General features: G+C 72.1%; 16 protein-coding genes and 1 tRNA gene. 9 read left to right on the plus strand and 8 right to left on the minus strand.

The window, feature by feature from the left end; genetic code table 11:
* Positions 1–21: 21 nt before the first annotated feature.
* The 3 genes from BLV76_RS02765 to BLV76_RS02775 all read right to left on the minus strand — a co-directional run bounded on the left by BLV76_RS02765 (position 22) and on the right by BLV76_RS02775 (position 2,669).
* Positions 22–993, minus strand: a complete 972-nt coding sequence (locus BLV76_RS02765; RefSeq protein ID WP_090967757.1) for a ribose-phosphate diphosphokinase — start codon at positions 991–993, stop codon at positions 22–24.
* Between the two features lie 116 nt (positions 994–1,109).
* Positions 1,110–2,546, minus strand: coding sequence for a bifunctional UDP-N-acetylglucosamine diphosphorylase/glucosamine-1-phosphate N-acetyltransferase GlmU (gene glmU / locus BLV76_RS02770; RefSeq protein ID WP_090967758.1), 1,437 nt, complete (start codon positions 2,544–2,546; stop codon positions 1,110–1,112).
* A gap of 44 nt (positions 2,547–2,590) precedes the next feature.
* Positions 2,591–2,669: transfer RNA gene (locus BLV76_RS02775), tRNA-Gln, on the minus strand.
* Between the two features lie 166 nt (positions 2,670–2,835).
* On the opposite strand from BLV76_RS02775, the gene BLV76_RS02780 reads away from it, so the two are divergent.
* The 7 genes from BLV76_RS02780 to BLV76_RS02810 are packed head-to-tail and all read left to right on the plus strand — an operon-like array spanning position 2,836 to position 8,887.
* Complete coding sequence (locus tag BLV76_RS02780; protein WP_245734514.1) at positions 2,836–3,804, plus strand: ABC transporter ATP-binding protein; 969 nt, start codon at positions 2,836–2,838, stop codon at positions 3,802–3,804.
* Positions 3,797–4,681: a hypothetical protein gene (locus BLV76_RS02785; protein WP_090967759.1), complete on the plus strand. Its 885-nt coding sequence runs from the start codon at positions 3,797–3,799 to the stop codon at positions 4,679–4,681. Before BLV76_RS02780 ends, BLV76_RS02785 begins: the two co-directional genes overlap by 8 nt.
* On the plus strand, positions 4,678–5,589 hold the full coding sequence (locus tag BLV76_RS02790; protein WP_090967760.1) for an ABC transporter ATP-binding protein: 912 nt from the start codon (positions 4,678–4,680) through the stop codon (positions 5,587–5,589). The genes BLV76_RS02785 and BLV76_RS02790 overlap by 4 nt, the downstream gene beginning before the upstream one ends.
* An 8-nt stretch (positions 5,590–5,597) precedes the next feature.
* A complete protein-coding gene (locus BLV76_RS02795; protein WP_090967761.1) occupies positions 5,598–6,299 on the plus strand; it encodes an ABC transporter permease in 702 nt (233 codons plus the stop codon).
* Positions 6,300–6,318: 19 nt separating this feature from the next.
* Complete coding sequence (locus tag BLV76_RS02800) at positions 6,319–7,149, plus strand: glycosyl hydrolase (protein WP_090967762.1); 831 nt, start codon at positions 6,319–6,321, stop codon at positions 7,147–7,149.
* Between the two features lie 35 nt (positions 7,150–7,184).
* Positions 7,185–8,303: an ATP-dependent DNA ligase gene (locus BLV76_RS02805; RefSeq protein WP_090967763.1), complete on the plus strand. Its 1,119-nt coding sequence runs from the start codon at positions 7,185–7,187 to the stop codon at positions 8,301–8,303.
* A complete protein-coding gene (locus BLV76_RS02810; RefSeq protein WP_090967764.1) occupies positions 8,303–8,887 on the plus strand; it encodes a hypothetical protein in 585 nt (194 codons plus the stop codon). The genes BLV76_RS02805 and BLV76_RS02810 overlap by 1 nt, the downstream gene beginning before the upstream one ends.
* A 24-nt stretch (positions 8,888–8,911) precedes the next feature.
* Here BLV76_RS02810 and BLV76_RS02815 read toward each other — a convergent pair whose 3' ends face one another.
* Entirely contained in the window at positions 8,912–9,994 is a 1,083-nt protein-coding gene (locus BLV76_RS02815; RefSeq protein WP_139306449.1) for a hypothetical protein, read from the minus strand.
* Between the two features lie 77 nt (positions 9,995–10,071).
* Here BLV76_RS02815 and BLV76_RS02820 point away from each other — a divergent pair, with 77 nt between their 5' ends.
* Positions 10,072–12,828 carry a stealth conserved region 3 domain-containing protein gene (locus BLV76_RS02820; protein ID WP_090967766.1) on the plus strand — a complete coding sequence of 919 codons (2,757 nt, stop codon included), beginning with the start codon at positions 10,072–10,074 and terminating at the stop codon, positions 12,826–12,828.
* 165 nt (positions 12,829–12,993) lie between these two features.
* On the opposite strand, the gene BLV76_RS02825 is transcribed toward BLV76_RS02820, so the two are convergent.
* The gene (locus tag BLV76_RS02825) at positions 12,994–14,076 is read right to left on the minus strand and encodes a DNA polymerase domain-containing protein (RefSeq protein WP_090967767.1); all 1,083 of its coding nucleotides are present in this window, start codon (positions 14,074–14,076) and stop codon (positions 12,994–12,996) included.
* A gap of 51 nt (positions 14,077–14,127) precedes the next feature.
* Here BLV76_RS02825 and msrB point away from each other — a divergent pair, with 51 nt between their 5' ends.
* A complete protein-coding gene (gene msrB / locus BLV76_RS02830) occupies positions 14,128–14,523 on the plus strand; it encodes a peptide-methionine (R)-S-oxide reductase MsrB (protein ID WP_090967768.1) in 396 nt (131 codons plus the stop codon).
* Positions 14,524–14,545: 22 nt separating this feature from the next.
* Here msrB and BLV76_RS02835 read toward each other — a convergent pair whose 3' ends face one another.
* Genes BLV76_RS02835 through BLV76_RS02845 form a run of 3 tightly spaced genes read right to left on the minus strand, consistent with a single transcriptional unit; the run spans position 14,546 to position 16,367 of the window.
* Positions 14,546–15,412 carry a hypothetical protein gene (locus BLV76_RS02835; RefSeq protein WP_090967769.1) on the minus strand — a complete coding sequence of 289 codons (867 nt, stop codon included), beginning with the start codon at positions 15,410–15,412 and terminating at the stop codon, positions 14,546–14,548.
* 38 nt (positions 15,413–15,450) lie between these two features.
* Positions 15,451–15,879 carry a rhodanese-like domain-containing protein gene (locus tag BLV76_RS02840; protein WP_245734515.1) on the minus strand — a complete coding sequence of 143 codons (429 nt, stop codon included), beginning with the start codon at positions 15,877–15,879 and terminating at the stop codon, positions 15,451–15,453.
* Complete coding sequence (locus BLV76_RS02845; protein WP_090967770.1) at positions 15,876–16,367, minus strand: cupin domain-containing protein; 492 nt, start codon at positions 16,365–16,367, stop codon at positions 15,876–15,878. Before BLV76_RS02845 ends, BLV76_RS02840 begins: the two co-directional genes overlap by 4 nt.
* Positions 16,368–16,371 lie beyond the last annotated feature (4 nt).

The raw sequence follows: 16,371 nt of genomic DNA on the forward strand, positions 1-16,371 counted from the left end.
GTGCACAGCACCCGGATCAGCTCAGGCGTGACCGTCGAACATCGACGTCACGGACCCGTCCTCGAACACCTCGCGGATGGCACGGGCGATCAGGGGGGCGATCGAGAGCGTCGTGAGCTTGTCGAACTGCTTGTCGGCCGGGATCGGGAGCGTGTTGGTCACCACGACCTCGATGGCGGAGGAGTTCTTGAGCCGGTCGACGGCGGGGTCGGACAGGATCGGGTGGGTCGCGGCGATGACCACGCCCGCGGCACCGGCCTCGACGCAGGCCTCGGCGGCCTTCACGATCGTGCCGCCGGTGTCGATCATGTCGTCGGTCAGGATGCAGATCTTGCCGCTCACGTCACCGACGACGCGGTTGGCGACGACCTCGTTGGCCACGTCGATGCGACGGCTCTTGTGGATGAAGGCCAGCGGCGCGCCACCGAGGCGAGCCGACCAGCGCTCGGCGACCTTGATCCGGCCGGCGTCCGGCGAGACCACGGCGAGCGGCTGGTCGCCGTACTTCTGCTTGACGTAGTCGGTGAGGATCGGCAGCGCCATCAGGTGGTCGACGGGGCCGTCGAAGAAGCCCTGGATCTGGTCGGCGTGCAGGTCGACCGTGATCAGCCGGTCGGCGCCGGCGGTCTTGAACAGGTCGGCCACCAGCCGCGCCGAGATCGGCTCGCGGCCACGGTGCTTCTTGTCCTGGCGGGCGTAGCCGTAGAACGGCATCACGACGGTGATCCGCTTGGCCGACGCGCGCTTGAGGGCGTCGACCATGATCAGGTGCTCCATCATCCACTCGTTGATCGGAGCCGTGTGGCTCTGGATCACGAAGGCGTCGCACCCCCGCACCGACTCCTCGTATCGGACGTAGAGCTCACCGTTGGCGAAGGCCCGCGCGTCCTGCGGGACCAGCCCGCACTCGAGGAGGTCGGCGACCTCGTGCGACAGCTCGGGGAAGGCCCGGCCACTGAAGACCATCAGGTTCTTCTCGGTGGTCCGCTTCATTCCGGTCACGCCACGCAACTCCTCGCTCGGGGGGCTGTTTCGGAGGTGTTCGCACTGATTCTGGACCACATCCCGGGCGTCCCCAAGACCGGGGTCACTGGACGGTCACTCCCCGGTCACTCGGCAGTCTTCTCCTGCTGTTCACGCGCCGTTCGGGCCGCCTCGGCCTGCGCGGTGCCGGGTCGCTTCGACTCGCTCCAGCCCTCGAGGTTGCGCTGCGCGGAGGCGCTCACGGCCAGTGCACCGGCCGGCACGTTGCGGCGTACGGTCGTCCCGCCGGCAGTGCCGGCACCGTCCCCGAGGGACACCGGGGCGACGAAGGTGTTGTTCGAGCCGGTCCGGGCGTGGCGCCCGATGACGGTGCGGTGCTTGGCCACCCCGTCGTAGTTGGCGAAGATCGTGCCGGCGCCGATGTTGGTGCCCTCGCCGATCTCCGCGTCACCGACGTAGGACAGGTGCGGGACCTTCGCGCCGTCGCCGATCTGCGCGTTCTTGGTCTCCACGAAGGTGCCGATCTTGCCGGCGATCCCGAGCTGCGTGCCGGGGCGGAGGTAGGCGAACGGTCCGACGTTCGCCTGGTCGCCGACGACCGCGAGCTCGCCGTGCGTGCGTACGACGCGGGCGCCGGCGCCGATCTCGCAGTCCTTCAACGTGGTGTCGGGGCCGACCACGGCGTCCTCGCGGACGACGGTCGCGCCGAGGAGCTGGGTGCCGGGCAGGATCACCACGTCGGGCTCGAGCACCACGTCGGCCTCGATCCACGTCGTGGCGGGGTCCATGACCGTGACGCCGTCCTTCATCCAGCGGGTGACGATGCGGCGGTTGAGCTCCCTGCCCAGGTCGGCGAGCTGCGCACGGTCGTTGGCGCCCTCGGTCTGCGCGACGTCCTCGATGAGGTGGGCGCCGACGGTGAGGCCGTCCTCGCGCGCGATCCCGACCGCGTCGGTGAGGTAGTACTCGCCCTTCGCGTTGTCGTTGCTGATCCGCGGCAGCGCGGAGACGAGGAACTCGGCGTCGAAGGCGAGGATCCCGGAGTTGATCTCGTCGATCTCACGCTGCAGCGGCGACGCGTCCTTCTCCTCGACGATCGCCTCGACGTCGCCCTCGTGGTTGCGCACGATGCGGCCGTAGCCGAACGGGTTCGGCACCCGCCCGCTCAGGATGCTCACCGCGCGCTGCGCCGCCTCGTGCTCGGCCGCGAACGCCCGCAGCGACTCGCCCTCCAGCAGCGGGGTGTCGCCGGCGGCCACGATCACGGTGCCGGTGGTCGTGCCCGACGCCTCCATCGCGATGCGTACGGCGTGGCCGGTGCCGTCCTGGGTCTCCTGGACCGCCAGCACGGCGTTCGGCATGAGGTCGATGATGTGCGGGCCCACCTGGTCGCGCTGGTGGCCCACGACCGCGACGACGCGTGTCGGCTCGACGGCCGCCACGGCGTTGAGCACGTGGCCGATCATGGAGCGCCCGGCGATCGGGTGCAGCACCTTCATGGTCTTCGACTTCATGCGGGTGCCGCCGCCTGCGGCGAGGACGATGACGGTGAGGTTGTCCATGGCCGCAGTCTTGCATCGCCCGGTGACGGGGCGAACTCAGCAAGCTCCCCGGGTAGGAGTCGAACCTACGTCGCTAGTCCTGATTCAAAGTCAGGCGGGCCCTACCGGCAGACCAACCGGGGAATGTGCCGCCCAGCCTAGGGCCGCGCCGATCCGTCGTACGAACCCGCACGCATGGCCTCCGCCCAGGATGACGGATCCGCGGGACCCCGGATCTTCACCACACCTCCACACCGATCCGGGCGATCCCTGATGCCGGTGGGTACGACGTCCCGCTAGCGTGGCGGGCGTGACGGGGGAACTGACACCGGAGGCCAGACGGCCGCCGGTCATCGCGACTGCGGGCCTGACGAAGCACTACGGCAACGTCCACGCCCTGACCGACCTCACGGTCGACGTCGGGGCCGGCGTGACCGGGCTCGTCGGCGCCAACGGTGCCGGGAAGTCGACGCTCATCAAGATCCTGCTGGGGCTGCTCGAGCCGACCGGCGGGCACGCGCAGGTCCTCGGGCACGACATCGAGCACGAGAGCCAGGAGATCCGCCGGCTCGTGGGCTACATGCCCGAGCACGACTGCCTCCCGCCCGACGTCAGCGCCAGCGACTTCGTCGTCCACATGGCGCGGATGTCGGGGCTCGGGGCCTCGGCGGCGCGCGAGCGGGCGGCCGACGTGCTGCGCCACGTCGGCCTCGACGAGGAGCGCTACCGGCCGATGGGCGGCTACTCGACCGGCATGAAGCAGCGCGCCAAGCTCGCGCAGGCCCTGGTGCACGACCCGCGGCTGGTCTTCCTCGACGAGCCCACCAACGGCCTCGACCCCGCCGCCCGCACCGACATGCTGCGCCTCGTCGGCCGCATCGGCAGCGACTTCGGCATCGCCGTGCTCGTCACCTCGCACCTGCTCGGCGAGCTCGAGCAGGTCAGCGACCACGTGATCGTGCTCGACGGCGGCCACCTGCTCCGCTCCAGCGCCACCACCGAGTTCCTGCGCCAGACCGGCAGCCTGCTCGTCGAGGTCGTCGGCACCGAGACCGAGCGCGACCGCCTCGGTGAGGCCCTCGCGCAGCGCGGGTTGGTCTGCCGCCCGCGCGGCAAGGTGATCGCCATCGACCCGCCCCCGCCCGAGCTGGCCGGGGAGGGCGCCGCCCACGACCTCATCCGCGACGTCGCGGCCGACCTCGGCCTCGGCCTGATGCGCCTCGAGCCCGACCGCGGGCACCTCGAGGACGTCTTCCTCGAAGGAGGCGCGCGTGTCTGACGCGAGCGGGCGCTCCGGCGTCATCCACGACCTCGGCTACCGCCACTACGACGGCCCCCGCGAGGGCACCGGCGCGATCGGGCGCACGCTGTTCGTGACCGGCCTGCGCCACGCGTACGGCCTGGGTCGCTCCGGCAAGTCGAAGATCATGCCGTTCCTGCTGCTCGGCATGTCCGTGCTGCCGGCGGCGATCGTGGTCGGCGTCGTGGTCCTCACCGGCCTCGCCAGCCTGCCGGTCACCTACGCCGACTACAGCAACCAGACCAACCTGCTGGTCAGCCTGTTCGCCGCCGCGCAGGCGCCGGTGCTCTTCTCGCGCGACCTGCGGCACCGCTCGATCGTGCTCTACCTCGCCCGCCCGCTGTCGGCCTCGGTCTTCGCGCTGGTGCGCTGGCTCTCGCTCAGCGTCGCGATCTTCCTCTTCACGCTGGTCCCGACGCTCCTCCTCCTCGTCGGCGCGCTGCTGGCCGGGCTCGACAAGAGCGACCAGCTCAGCGACCTGTGGAAGGCGCTCGTCCTCCAGGTGCTCCTCGCCGCGCTGGTCGCCGGGCTGTCCGGGTTCATCTCGTCGGTCTCCCTGCGGCGTGGCTTCGCGGTCGTCGGCTCGGTGATGGTGCTGATCGTGCTGGCCTCGGTCATCACCGTCGTCCAGTCGATCGCGCACGAGCAGGACTCCGACACCGTCGGCGTCTGGGCCGGCCTGCTGTCGCCCTGGTCGCTCTACGGCGGGCTCGGGCAGGCGTGGGACGCCGGGGTCCGCAACCCGGTGACGGTCGACGGCGCCTGGGTGCCGGCGTACGCCATCGTCGCCCTGCTGCTCGTCGGCGGGTGCCTCCTGGCGCTGGTCGCCCGCTTCCGGAAGGTGGGCTCGCGATGAGCGACCTGGTCCTCGACTCCGCCTCGCGCTGGTTCGGCAACGTCGTCGCCGTCAACGACGTCTCGCTCAGCATCGGCCCCGGCGTCACCGGCCTGCTCGGGCCCAACGGTGCCGGCAAGACGACCCTGATGGCGATGATGGCCGGCTACCTCGCGCCGTCCGCGGGCTCCGTCACGCTCGACGGGCAGCCGGTGTGGCGCAACACCGCGATCTACCGGCAGATCGGACTGGTGCCGGAGCGCGAGCTCAGCTTCGGCTACCTCACCGGCCGCCAGTTCGTCCGCGCCAACGCCGACCTCCACAAGCTCCCCGACGCGGCCGCCGCCACGGAGCGGATCCTCGGGGTCGTCGACATGGTCGAGCCGGCCGCCCGTCGCCTCGACACGTACTCCAAGGGCATGCGGCAGCGCATCAAGATCGCCGCCGCGCTGGTCCACGAGCCGGCCGTGCTGCTGCTCGATGAGCCCTTCAACGGCGTCGACCCACGGCAGCGGATGCACCTGATGGACCTGCTCCGCCGCCTCGGCGACCAGGGCAAGACGGTGCTCTTCAGCTCGCACATCCTCGAGGAGGTCGAGCGGCTCGCCCGACACATCGAGGTCGTCGTCTCCGGCAGGCACGCGGCCTCGGGCGACTTCGGCGCGATCCGGCGGCTGATGACCGACCGCCCGGTGCAGTACGCCGTCCGCTCGAGCGACAACCGCCGCCTGGCCGCGCTGCTCATGGCGGAGGCGTCGGTGCGCGCGGTGGGCCTGCGCAAGGAGCACCTCGACGTCCAGGTCGACGACCTCGGCAGCTTCGCCGTCGGGCTCCCGGGCCTCGCCCGCCAGCACGACCTGACCCTCTTCGAGCTCTCCCCCAGCGACGAGTCGCTGGAGAGCGTGTTCGCCTACCTGGTCGCGAGGTGAGTGGCCCGATGATCAACACCACGATCGCCAAGCTCGCGCTGCAGGCCCTGCTCGGCCGGCGCCGCTTCTACCTGCTGCTCGCCTTCCCGGTGATGCTGATCGGGCTCGTCGCCCTGGTCACCGCGCTGACGGACGGCGAAGCGGCCTACGAGCTCATCCCGGGGCTCGGCTACCCGCTCGTGCTGCCGCTGGTCGCGATCCTCGCGGCCTCGTCGGTGCTCGGTCCGGAGGTCGACGACGGCTCGATCGTCTACCTGCTCTCGAAGCCGGTCAGCCGGCACGGTGTCGCGATCAGCAAGTGGCTGGTCGCGCTCGGTGCGACGCTGACGGCCGGTTCGCTGCCGATCTTCGTCGCCGCGCTCATCACCGGCGACACCACCCGGGCGGTCGCCCTGCTGGTCGGTGCGGTCGTCGCGGGGACGGCCTACAGCGCGCTCTTCCTGGCCATCTCGGCGGTGACCCGGCACGCGGTCATCGCGTCGCTGATGTTCGTGCTGATCTGGGAGAGCCTGCTCGGCAACCTCTTCACCGGCGTGGCCTGGCTGAGCATCGGCCAGTGGGGCATCCGGGTCGGCCACGAGATCTCCGACCAGCTCCCCGACCCGGCCAACCTGCCGTGGGCGATCATCGCCAGCGCGCTCGTCACGGTGGTCGGTGTGTTCTTCGCGGGCGACCGGCTGCGCTCGTTCTCGCTCCGCGGCGAGGACTGATCACACCTAGGCTGGGCAGATGTCGCGGCTCGGAGCACTTCTCGTCGTCCCTCTGCTGGCAGCGCTGCTGACCGACCCGGCCGCGGCGGCTCCCGCCACGGAGCGGGTCCAGAGCCGCGAGGTCCGCGGCGTCGGAGTGTGGGAGATGCGCGGAGCCACGAAGGCGCTGCGGAAGTCGCGCGCCGGGTGGTACCACGCCTGGACGGCCGAGCCGCCGGCGTACGTCGGCCGCACCCGCGCCGAGTTCGTGCCGATGATCTGGGGCGCAGGCTCCGTGACCGACGAGGCGCTCGCCTCGGCGAAGCAGCACGGCCCGTGGCTGCTCGGCTTCAACGAGCCCGACCTCGCCGAGCAGGCCGACATGGACGTCGAGCAGGCCCTCGACCTGTGGCCGCGCCTGGAGTCGACCGGGCTCCGGCTGGTCAGCCCCGCGGTCGCCATCGGCGGCGCCGACGCCGGCGGCTGGCTCGACCGCTTCATGACCGGTGCCGAGCAGCGCGACCTGCGCGTCGACGCCGTCGCCCTGCACTGGTACGGCGGCGACTGGCGGCCGCGGCGCGCCGTCGAGCAGCTGACGTCGTACCTCGATGCCGTGCACGACCGCTACGGCAAGCCGATCTGGCTCACCGAGGTCGCCCTCATGCGCTTCGACGGCGGTCCGCGGGTCCCGCCGGGCAAGGTGCAGGCGCGGTTCGTGAAGCTCATGTCGCGCGCGCTGGGCACGCGCGACTGGGTGAGCCGGTGGGCGTGGTTCGGGCTGCCCGCCGCGGCGAAGGGTCCGAGCAGCGGGCTCTACAAGCCCGGCGCGCGGCCGACCGCGGTCGGCAGGGCCTACGCGGCGTTGCCCTAGGTCGTGCCGGACGCCGCAGGGATAGGCTCGATTTCGTGGACCTCCCCGTGATGCCGCCCGTGCAGCCGATGCTCGCGAAGAGCGTCAGCGGTGTGCCCGACCCGGCCAGGCACGGGGGCCTGAGCTTCGAGCCGAAGTGGGACGGGTTCCGCTGCCTGGTCTTCAAGGACGGCGACGAGGTCGAGCTCGCGAGCCGCAACACCAAGCCGCTCACGCGCTACTTCCCCGAGGTCGTCGCGGCAGTGCGCGAGCAGCTCCCCGACCGGATCGTGCTCGACGGCGAGATCTTCGTCGGGCTCGAGGGCCCGGACGGCTGGCGGCTCGAGTTCGAGACCCTCCAGGAGCGCATCCACCCCGCCGCGAGCCGCGTCGACAAGCTCGCGGACGAGACCCCCGCCGGCTTCGTGGCCTTCGACCTGCTCGCCCTCGGCGACGAGTCGTTCATCGACCGGCCGCTCTCCGAGCGCAGGGCCGCCCTCGTCGAGGCGCTCTCGGGGCTCGACGGGAAGGGCCCGTGCTTCCTGACCCGCACCACCGAGGACCCCGCCGAGGCGGAGCGGTGGTTCGAGGCGTTCGAGGGGGCCGGCCTCGACGGCGTCGTCGCCAAGCCGCTCGGCTCGGTCTACGAGCCCAACAAGCGCACCATGCTCAAGATCAAGCACGAGCGCACCGCTGACGTCGTGCTCGCCGGCTACCGCGAGCACAAGACCTCCACCCCCGAGGAGCCGCTGATCGGCTCACTCCTCCTGGGGCTCTACGACGACGACGGCGAGCTGCAGCACATCGGCGTCTCGGCCAGCTTCACCGCCGCGCGCCGCGCCGAGCTGTTCCAGGAGCTGCAGCCGCTGGTCTGCGACGTCGCCGACCACCCGTGGGGCCGGTGGAACGAGTTCCTCACCGCCAACCCCGACCGCGTCCCCGGCACCCAGAGCCGCTGGAGCGCCGGCAAGGACCTCGGCTTCACCGCGCTGCGCCCCGAGCGGGTCCTCGAGGTGAAGTACGACCACATGGAGGGTCGCCGGTTCCGCCACACCGCGCACTTCAAGCGGTGGCGGACCGACCGCGACCCCGAGACCTGCGGCTACGCCCAGCTCGACGAACCGGCAGGCTACGACCTCACCCGCATCCTCAGCACCGAACCTGGAGGCCACTGATGACCGAGAACAGCCCGATCGACGACGGCGACATCCACGACGGGCAGGGCACCTACGACGTGGTGCTCCTCGTCGAGCAGGCCCTCACGGCCGGCGACGCCCAGCAGGTGCGCTCGCTCCACTCCGAGATCGAGGACCAGGTCGTCTACCACGTCCTCCTGCCGCTCGAGGACGCCGCGGCGCGGGTCGAGGCGTCCATGGGGACGCTCGGTGCGGGTGACCTGATGGCCGCCCCGGCGCTCACCATGAACGACGTCGACCTCGAGTCGCTGCGGCGCGAGTGCGAGGAGACCTCCTCCGCCGACCTCCAGGCGACGCTGGCCGTCCTGGTCGCCGCCGGCGCGCAGGCCGACGGCAAGGTCACGTCCGAGCCGCCCGTCGACGCGCTGGCCGCCCTCGTCACGGCGGTCGACGCCCGCGAGGCCATCATCCTGACCCGTCCGCACGTCGTGGCCGAGTTCTTCCACGTCGACTGGACATCGCGCGCGCGCCGCAAGCTCGGCGTACCGGTCCTCCACCTCATCGAGCACGAGAACTTCGACGAGCAGGCCTCCGGCACCGGCGAGGGCGTCACCGGCCTCTGACGGCCGGCAGGCTCAGCGGCGGGCTCAGCGACGGGTGACGCGGCGTACGACGGCGCGGCGCAGGATCGCGGCCGCCTCGCGGCCGCCGACGGTCTGGGCGACCGGGGTCGAGCCGGCGCGGCGGGCCTGCTCGAGGTCGCGGCGCACCTGCTGGAGGGTGGATCGCTGGGAGTCGCGGGCCTCACGGGCGGCCAGGGTCGACTCGGCCTTGGTGTGGTCGAAGGTGAGCGCGACCGCGTCGGCGTAGCGCGCGACGTAGTCGGCGTGGACCTCGTCGAGGCGGGCGATCGTGGCCTCGTCGTGCGGCGAGGTGGTCAGCACACCGAGCAGCTGCCAGACCTCCTCGGCCATGTCCTTCAGCCAGTCGGGGGTAGCGACGTCGTCCCAGCCGAGCTGCGACTTGCGCATCGACGGCTCGATGAAGTCGTCGACGGAGTGGTGCTCCGTCGACGACAGGCCGGTGTTGAAGGAGAGCTCGAGCTGCTCCTGCACCGGCGCGAGCGCGGCGCGCCAGTCGGCCAGCAGGTCGACGTACTTCACGAACGAGCGCTTCGAGCCGCGCCCGGCCTGCTCGGTCAGGAGCGCGGCGTGCACCCAGCCGGCGACGTTGGAGGTCTCCTTGGTCAGCCGGAGCTCGTCGGACTGGCTGGAGAGGTAGGCGATGTCGCGCGAGCCGACGACCTCGGCCGGGTGGCGCAGCGCGGTGAGCCAGCGCAGGTCGGCGCCGAGCTCAGCGGAGACCGATTCCCAGACCTCGGCGAACCAGAAGGCGTGCGGGTCCTTCACCACCACCTGATCGGCCTCGAGCTGGCCGGCCATCCACTCGCGCAGCTCGGCCGCGGGGACTCCCCCGGCGACGTAGTCTGCGACCAGCTGGACCGCGGCCGGGCGGCTGTCGATGTTGAAGAGCGCGAGCTCCTTGAGGTGCCGCTTGTGGAAGTCGATGACCCACTGCGGCTCGTAGAACCCGCGCGGATTGGTCTCCGACGCCTCCACCTCGGGCTGCGGCACGTGCAGGCCGAGCCGCTTCAGCGTGCCGGCGAGCGAGCTGGTGCCGCTGCGGCCGGAACCGGAGACGAGGACCAGCGGGGTGGGGGACGTCGGCATGCGGCTCACCCTATCGGCCGCTCGCCCGGCCTCTAGGATCGTGGCGACCCGCTCGAAGAGACAGGACTGAGGGACACGTGGCGCTCACCGACAAGCTCGGGGGGAAGGTGCGCTCGGCCGTGCGCCGGGTCCGCCGCGACGGCCCGCTCGACATCGTCTTCGTGCTCTTCAACGCCGACGGCATGGGCGGTACCGCCCGCTCCGGCATCGAGCAGGCCAACGCCCTGGCCGGGCTCGGCGAGGGGCACCGGGTCCGCATCCTCAGCGTCACGCGGAGCGGCGAGTCGACGCACTACCGGCTGGCGGACGGAGTCGAGGTCACCTACCTCGTCGACGTACGACGCCCGCAGCACGTCGCGGTCGACGGCAGGCACCCGGCCGAGCTCGCCGAGCGCGAGTCGGTGATCGTGCCGCGCAGCTGGGACGCCCTCTTCAACGGCCTCACCGACGCGACCCTGCGCGAGGCGCTCGGCAGCATCGACGCCGACGTCCTCGTCACCACGACCCCCGAGCTGCTCGCCGTCGTCGCACAGCTCGCCCCGGCCGACGTCGCGCTGGTCCACCAGGAGCACCGCGCCTCATCGAGCCGGGTCAACGACCTCGGCGCGCTGCTCGAGTTCGCCCCGCGGGCCGACGTCGTCGTCTCGCTGACCGAGTCGATGTCGCGCTGGCTGGCCGGCCGCCTCGGTGGCGCCGCCCCGGAGCTGCTCGTCATCCCCAACCCGCTGCCCGCCCAGGCGCAGCGGCGCTCGCCGCTCGACCAGAAGACCTTCGTGACCGCGGGCCGGCTCGCGCCGGAGAAGCAGTTCGAGCACGTCGTCGACGCCTTCTGGCGGATCCGGGACGAGGTGCCGGGCTGGACCCTGCGGATCTGGGGCGACGGTCCGCGCGCCGACAACCTCGCCGCCCAGGTCCGCAAGCTCGAGCTCGAGGACCGCGTCGACCTGCCCGGCTCCACCGACGACCTCGGCTCCGAGTGGGCGCGCACCAGCGTCGCCGTCCTCGCCTCGCGTGGCGAGGGCTACCCGCTGGTCCTCCAGGAGGCGATGTCGGCGGGTGTGCCGACGGTGTCCTACGACTGTCCGTCCGGTCCCCGCGAGATCATCACCCCCGACGTCGACGGGCTGCTCGTCCCGCCCGGGTCCAAACCCGCGCTGGCCGCCGCGATGCTGCGGATCGCCACCGACGACGACCTCCGCACCCGCCTCGGCGCCGCCGCCCTCGAGCGCTCCCGGGCATGGGACGGGCCGACTCTGGCCGCCCAGTGGGTCGACGTCTTCCGCCGCGCCGTCGCCCGCCGCGCCGACCCGCTCGCCCCGCGTCGCGTCCTCCACGGCCTGCGCCCCGGGCCGCTCGGCGACCTGCCCGAGACCACCGGCGCACGCGGCGTCACCCCCGCCGAGTGCCGTACGACGACCCTGCGGGCGCTCGCCTCCGCCGCCGCGGCGGCCGGGGACGGCTGGTTCGTGATGCCGGCCCGCGGCCTCGACCCGCACCCGGTCGTCGTCGTGCCGTCCTCACGGCGGGCCGCGTTCCTGACCACGCTGGCCGCGGGCGACGTGCCCGACTGGCTCTCGGTGCGCGACCCCGCCGAGCGCGGCTGGCCGGAGCGCCGCGGCACGGTGGCCGCGATGACCGTCGAGCTGGCCAAGGCCCGCACCGCCTCGCTCTTCCTCGAGCCGTGGCCCATGCGCGGCGGTCACGACGGCCTCCTCGGCGAGGGCGTGGAGGTCGGCGTGCAGTTCTGGGAGGTGTCGCCCGAGGGCGACCTCCTGGCGCCGGACCTCAACCGCTACGGCGACCGCGTGCCTGCCGGCTCGCCCCGCACCACGATCGCCGTCGAGGGAGTCGACGTACCCACCCTCGAGGTGATGGCGCTGCCCACCGTCGACGACTGCCGCTTCGACGTCGACGTCGTCTACACGTGGGTCGACGGCGACGACGAGGCGTGGCTCGACGCCCGCGACGAGCGGCTCACCGGGCTCGGCCAGACCCCCGACAAGCGGGCCAGCGGGGCGGCGCGCTTCCGCAGCCGTGACGAGCTGCGCTACTCGATGCGCAGCATCCACCTCTTCGCGCCGTGGGTGCGCCGGATCCACCTCGTCACCGCAGGCCAGGTGCCGTCGTGGCTCGACACCTCGCACGAGAAGATCCGCCTCGTCGACCACCGCGACGTCCTCCCGGCCTCCGCGCTGCCGACCTTCAGCTCGCACGCGATCGAGACCCGGCTGCACGCCGTGCCCGACCTCGCCGACCACTTCGTCTACGTCAACGACGACGTCTTCCTCGGCAAGCCGCGACGCCCCGAGCACTTCTTCACGCCCGGCGGGCAGTACGCCGCGTTCGTCGCCGACCACCGCGCCATCGGCCTCCCCGGCACCGACGACCGCCCCTACCTCTCGGCCGCGCAGAACAACCGCCGCGTGCTCACCGAGGCGTTCGGCGTGGCGCTGACGAACACGATGATGCACAGCCCGCACCCCCAGCGGCGCACGGTCCTCGAGGAGGTCGCGGCCCGCTTCCCCGCCGAGGTCGACGCCACGACCCACGCGCCGTTCCGCTCGGCGACCGACCTGTCCCTGCTGTCGTCCTTCGCGCAGAACTACGGCCTCGTCACCGGCCAAGCCTTCCGCGCGAGCGCCCACCACGGCTACGTCGACCTCGGCCACCAGCAGCTGCCCGTCCAGCTCAAGCAGATGCTCAAGCGCGACCGGGACTTCTTCTGCGTGGCCGACAACCACGTCTCCGCCTTCGACTCCGAGCGGGCCGACGGGCTGCTGATGGAGTTCCTCCAGGAGTACTTCCCGATCGCCGCCCCCTGGGAGCTCGGCTGAGCGGTGCGTGACCCACATTCCTGACCGCTGGAATGTGGGTCACTCACCGCTGGCGGGGGTGTCGGCGTACGACTGGCCGCTGAGCGGTGCGTGAGCCACATTCCTGGCCGCCGGAACGTGGGTCACTCACCGCTCATCCGCGTGTCGGCAGCGTGACCGGAGTCCTCAGTCCTCGATCCGGTTGCCGTCGGAGTCCCAGTGGGACTCGACCTTCTTCGACGGCTGGACGCGGGGCGGCTCGCCGGGCATCTTCGGGTGGTCGGGCGGGAAGTTGAGCTCGACGGGGTGCTCGTCCCAGAGGTCGAGCAGCGGCTGGAGCGAGTGGTGCTCGTCGTCGATCGTCGCCCAGGGGTCGCCGTCGGACGCGAGCCGCTCGGGCACGGTGAAGAGGTTGAACCCGCTCGGCGAGGTCAGCGTCTCCAGCTCGTCCCAGGTCACCGGCGTCGAGACCGGAGCGCCGGCGATGGGGCGGAGGGAGTAGGCCGAGGCGATCGTGCGGTCGCGGGTGTTCTGGTTGAAGTCGACGAAGATCCGCTCCCCGCGCTCCTCCTTCCACCACGCCGTGGTCACGCCGTCGTCCCGCTTCTCGAGCTCGCGTCCGAAGGCGATGGCGGCGTGCCGGACTGCCGCGAAGTCCCACTGCGGCTGGATCCGGACGTAGACGTGGATGCCCCGGTTGCCCGAGGTCTTCGCGAACCCGGCCATCCCGAGGTCGGCGAGCAGCTCGCGCGCGACCCCCGCGACGCGCACCGCGTCGCCGAACGTCGTACCCGGCTGGGGGTCGAGGTCGATGCGCAGCTCGTCGGGGTGGTCCACGTCGTCGCGCCGCACGGGCCAGGGGTGGAACGTCAGCGTGCCCATGTGCGCGCACCAGACCGGCACGGCGATCTCGGTCGGGCAGATCTCGTCGGCGGTGCGACCGGACGGGAAGGTGATCGTCGCGGTCTCGAGGTAGTCGGGAGCGCCCTTGGGCACCCGCTTCTGGTAGAACGCGTCGGCGTTGCGGTCCTGCGGCCCGGTCGCCAGCTTCATGCCCTCGCGCACTCCCGACGTCCAGCGCTCGAGGGCCGTCGGCCGCTCGCGCAGCGCACGCATCAGCCCGTCCTCGACCGAGGCGAAGTACTCCGCGACCATCAGCTTGGTCACCTCGCCGGTCGTCTCCGTCGCCTCGTAGATGACGCGGTCGGGCGAGGAGACGCGGACCTCCCGGTCGCCGGCCTGCACCATCACCGGCTTCGCAGCTGCCATGGCCACAACCTAGCCGTCCGGCGCGCTGGTGTGCCGCCGTAGGCTGGAGGCATGGCCTACGACGTGCAGAAGACCGATGAGCAGTGGCGCGAGGAGCTGACCCCCGAGGAGTACGCCGTGCTGCGGCAGGCCGGCACCGAGCGCGCCTTCACCGGCGAATACACCGACACCGAGACCGAGGGCACCTACTCGTGCAAGGCCTGCGGGTCGGAGCTGTTCACCAGCGACACGAAGTTCCACTCCGGCTGCGGCTGGCCGAGCTTCTACCAGCCGATGACCGACACCGTGGAGTACATCGAGGACAACACCCACGGCATGAAGCGCGTCGAGGTCCGCTGCGCAACGTGCGGCTCGCACCTCGGCCACGTCTTCCCCGACGGCTTCGGCACGCCCACCGGCGACCGCTACTGCATCAACTCGATCAGCATCTCGCTGAACAAGAAGTAGCCGCCGCCCGGGCCAGCGGTGATCAGGAAGCCGGGACCAGCGCCGAGGTGACCGTGACGAGCCCGTCGCCGTAGGTCGCGTCGGCCCAGTCCTGGATCGAGCCGTCGTCGTAGACGACCTGCGCGTCGAGGGAGTCGGGCCGCGACGAGCCGCTGGTCAGCAGCCGGTCACCGAGCGCGGCCTGGAGCTCGGTGTTGATCGCGTTGAGGTCGGCGTCGGTCTTCTCCACCGTGGTCACGCAGAGCAGGCCGCCCCAGGTCTCGCGCAGGGTCGCCTCGGCGGCCTCGGCGTCGCCCGTCACGGCGACGCTGATCGTGCCGTTACTCAGCCACGCGGTGGCGTAGGTCGGCAGCGCGGAGGCCGCCGCGAGGGTCGCGTCCATGTCCTCCGGGGTCGCCTTGTCGGCGTCCGTCGTCGTGGCGTCGTCGCAGGCCGGCTCGAGCCCGCCGGCCGCGGGCGTCTCCATCGTGTCGTAGAGCGCGGCCGGGATCGCGTCCGTGACGGTGAAGGTCGTGCCGTCGTAGGTGCCGGTCACGGCGTACTGGCCCCACGTCACATCGCCGGCCGTCTCCGCGCCGACGTCGCCGAAGTCGAAGCCCTCGAGGGCCGGGCCACCGCACTGGGGCGGGTACGACTCGGCGACCGCACCGAGGCACAGCTCCGGGCCGCTGCCGCTGTCGAGCACGGTCACCAGGCCGTTGGTGCCGACCTCGCCGTCCGGCACCGGGTCCGGCGCCTCGCCGGGGCCCTCGTCCGGGGCCGACGAGGTCGGCTCACCGGACGCGGCCGGGTCCACCGCCTTCATCTCGTCCTCGGTCGAGCAGGCGGCCAGGCTGGAGAGCGCGGCGACGGACAGGGCCAGGGCAGCGATGGCTCGTGTGGGGCTCATGGTGGGTACGACGCTAGCGCGCCGCGACCCGTTCCCCGTCAGTCCGCGGCACCCCGACAGGCCACCGGGAGGTGCGCCTCGCGCCACGCCTTGAAGCCCCCGACCACGTCGGTCGCGTCGAGGCCGAGGCTGCGGAGCGCGTCCGCGGCCAGGCTGGAGGTGTAGCCCTCCTGGCACAGCACCAGGATCCGGGCGTCGTACGACGCCTCGGGCACGCGCGCGTCCGAGCGCGGGTCGAGCCGCCACTCGAGGACGTTGCGCTCGATGACCATCGGCTCGACGGCGGGGTGGACCTCGCCCTCGGCCGCCCGCTGCGCCGCCGGCCTGATGTCGACGAGGAGCGCCCCGCCCAGAGCCTCGCGGTAGGCGGTCTCGACGTCGATGCGGGCGAGCCGCGAGCGGGCGTCGGCGAGCAGCGCGTCGACGCCGTCGTGCCGCACGGCGGGGCGGTCCTGGACGGTGCTCACCACTGCTCCCCGCGCTGCTCGACGCTGGTCACCTGGAGGCGGCCGCGGACCAGCTCGTAGCGGGTCATCGCCGCCAGCGACGGTGCGTAGGCGTGCAGCGACACGGCGGTGGTGCCATGGTTGACCACGTCGTGGATGTGGCTGCCGTCGAACTCGCGGACCGCGTGCTCGTCGAGGGTCGAGGCGGTCGCGACGCCCGTCCAGACGTACTCCGTGAGCCGCCCCTGCAGGGTCACGAACGCGCCGCTGGCCGAGCCGTGGTCGTGCCAGCCGGTGCTGGAGCCCGCGGGCCAGGTGATGAGCCAGATGTCGGCGCCGGCGACGGAGCCGATGCGCTCCCACGTGCGCTCGGGGAAGGTCAGGTCGACCGTCGCGAGCGGGTCGTGCGTGGAGAGGTACTCGGCCAGGGCGTCCCGGGCGACCTGGTCGCGGGGGTCGTCGTCGATGGGTGCGACGGTGCGGAACGTGGTGGGGAAGGTGGCGGTCATGGCT

This window comes from Nocardioides exalbidus (assembly GCF_900105585.1).
Classification (GTDB): Bacteria; Actinomycetota; Actinomycetes; order Propionibacteriales; family Nocardioidaceae; genus Nocardioides; species Nocardioides exalbidus.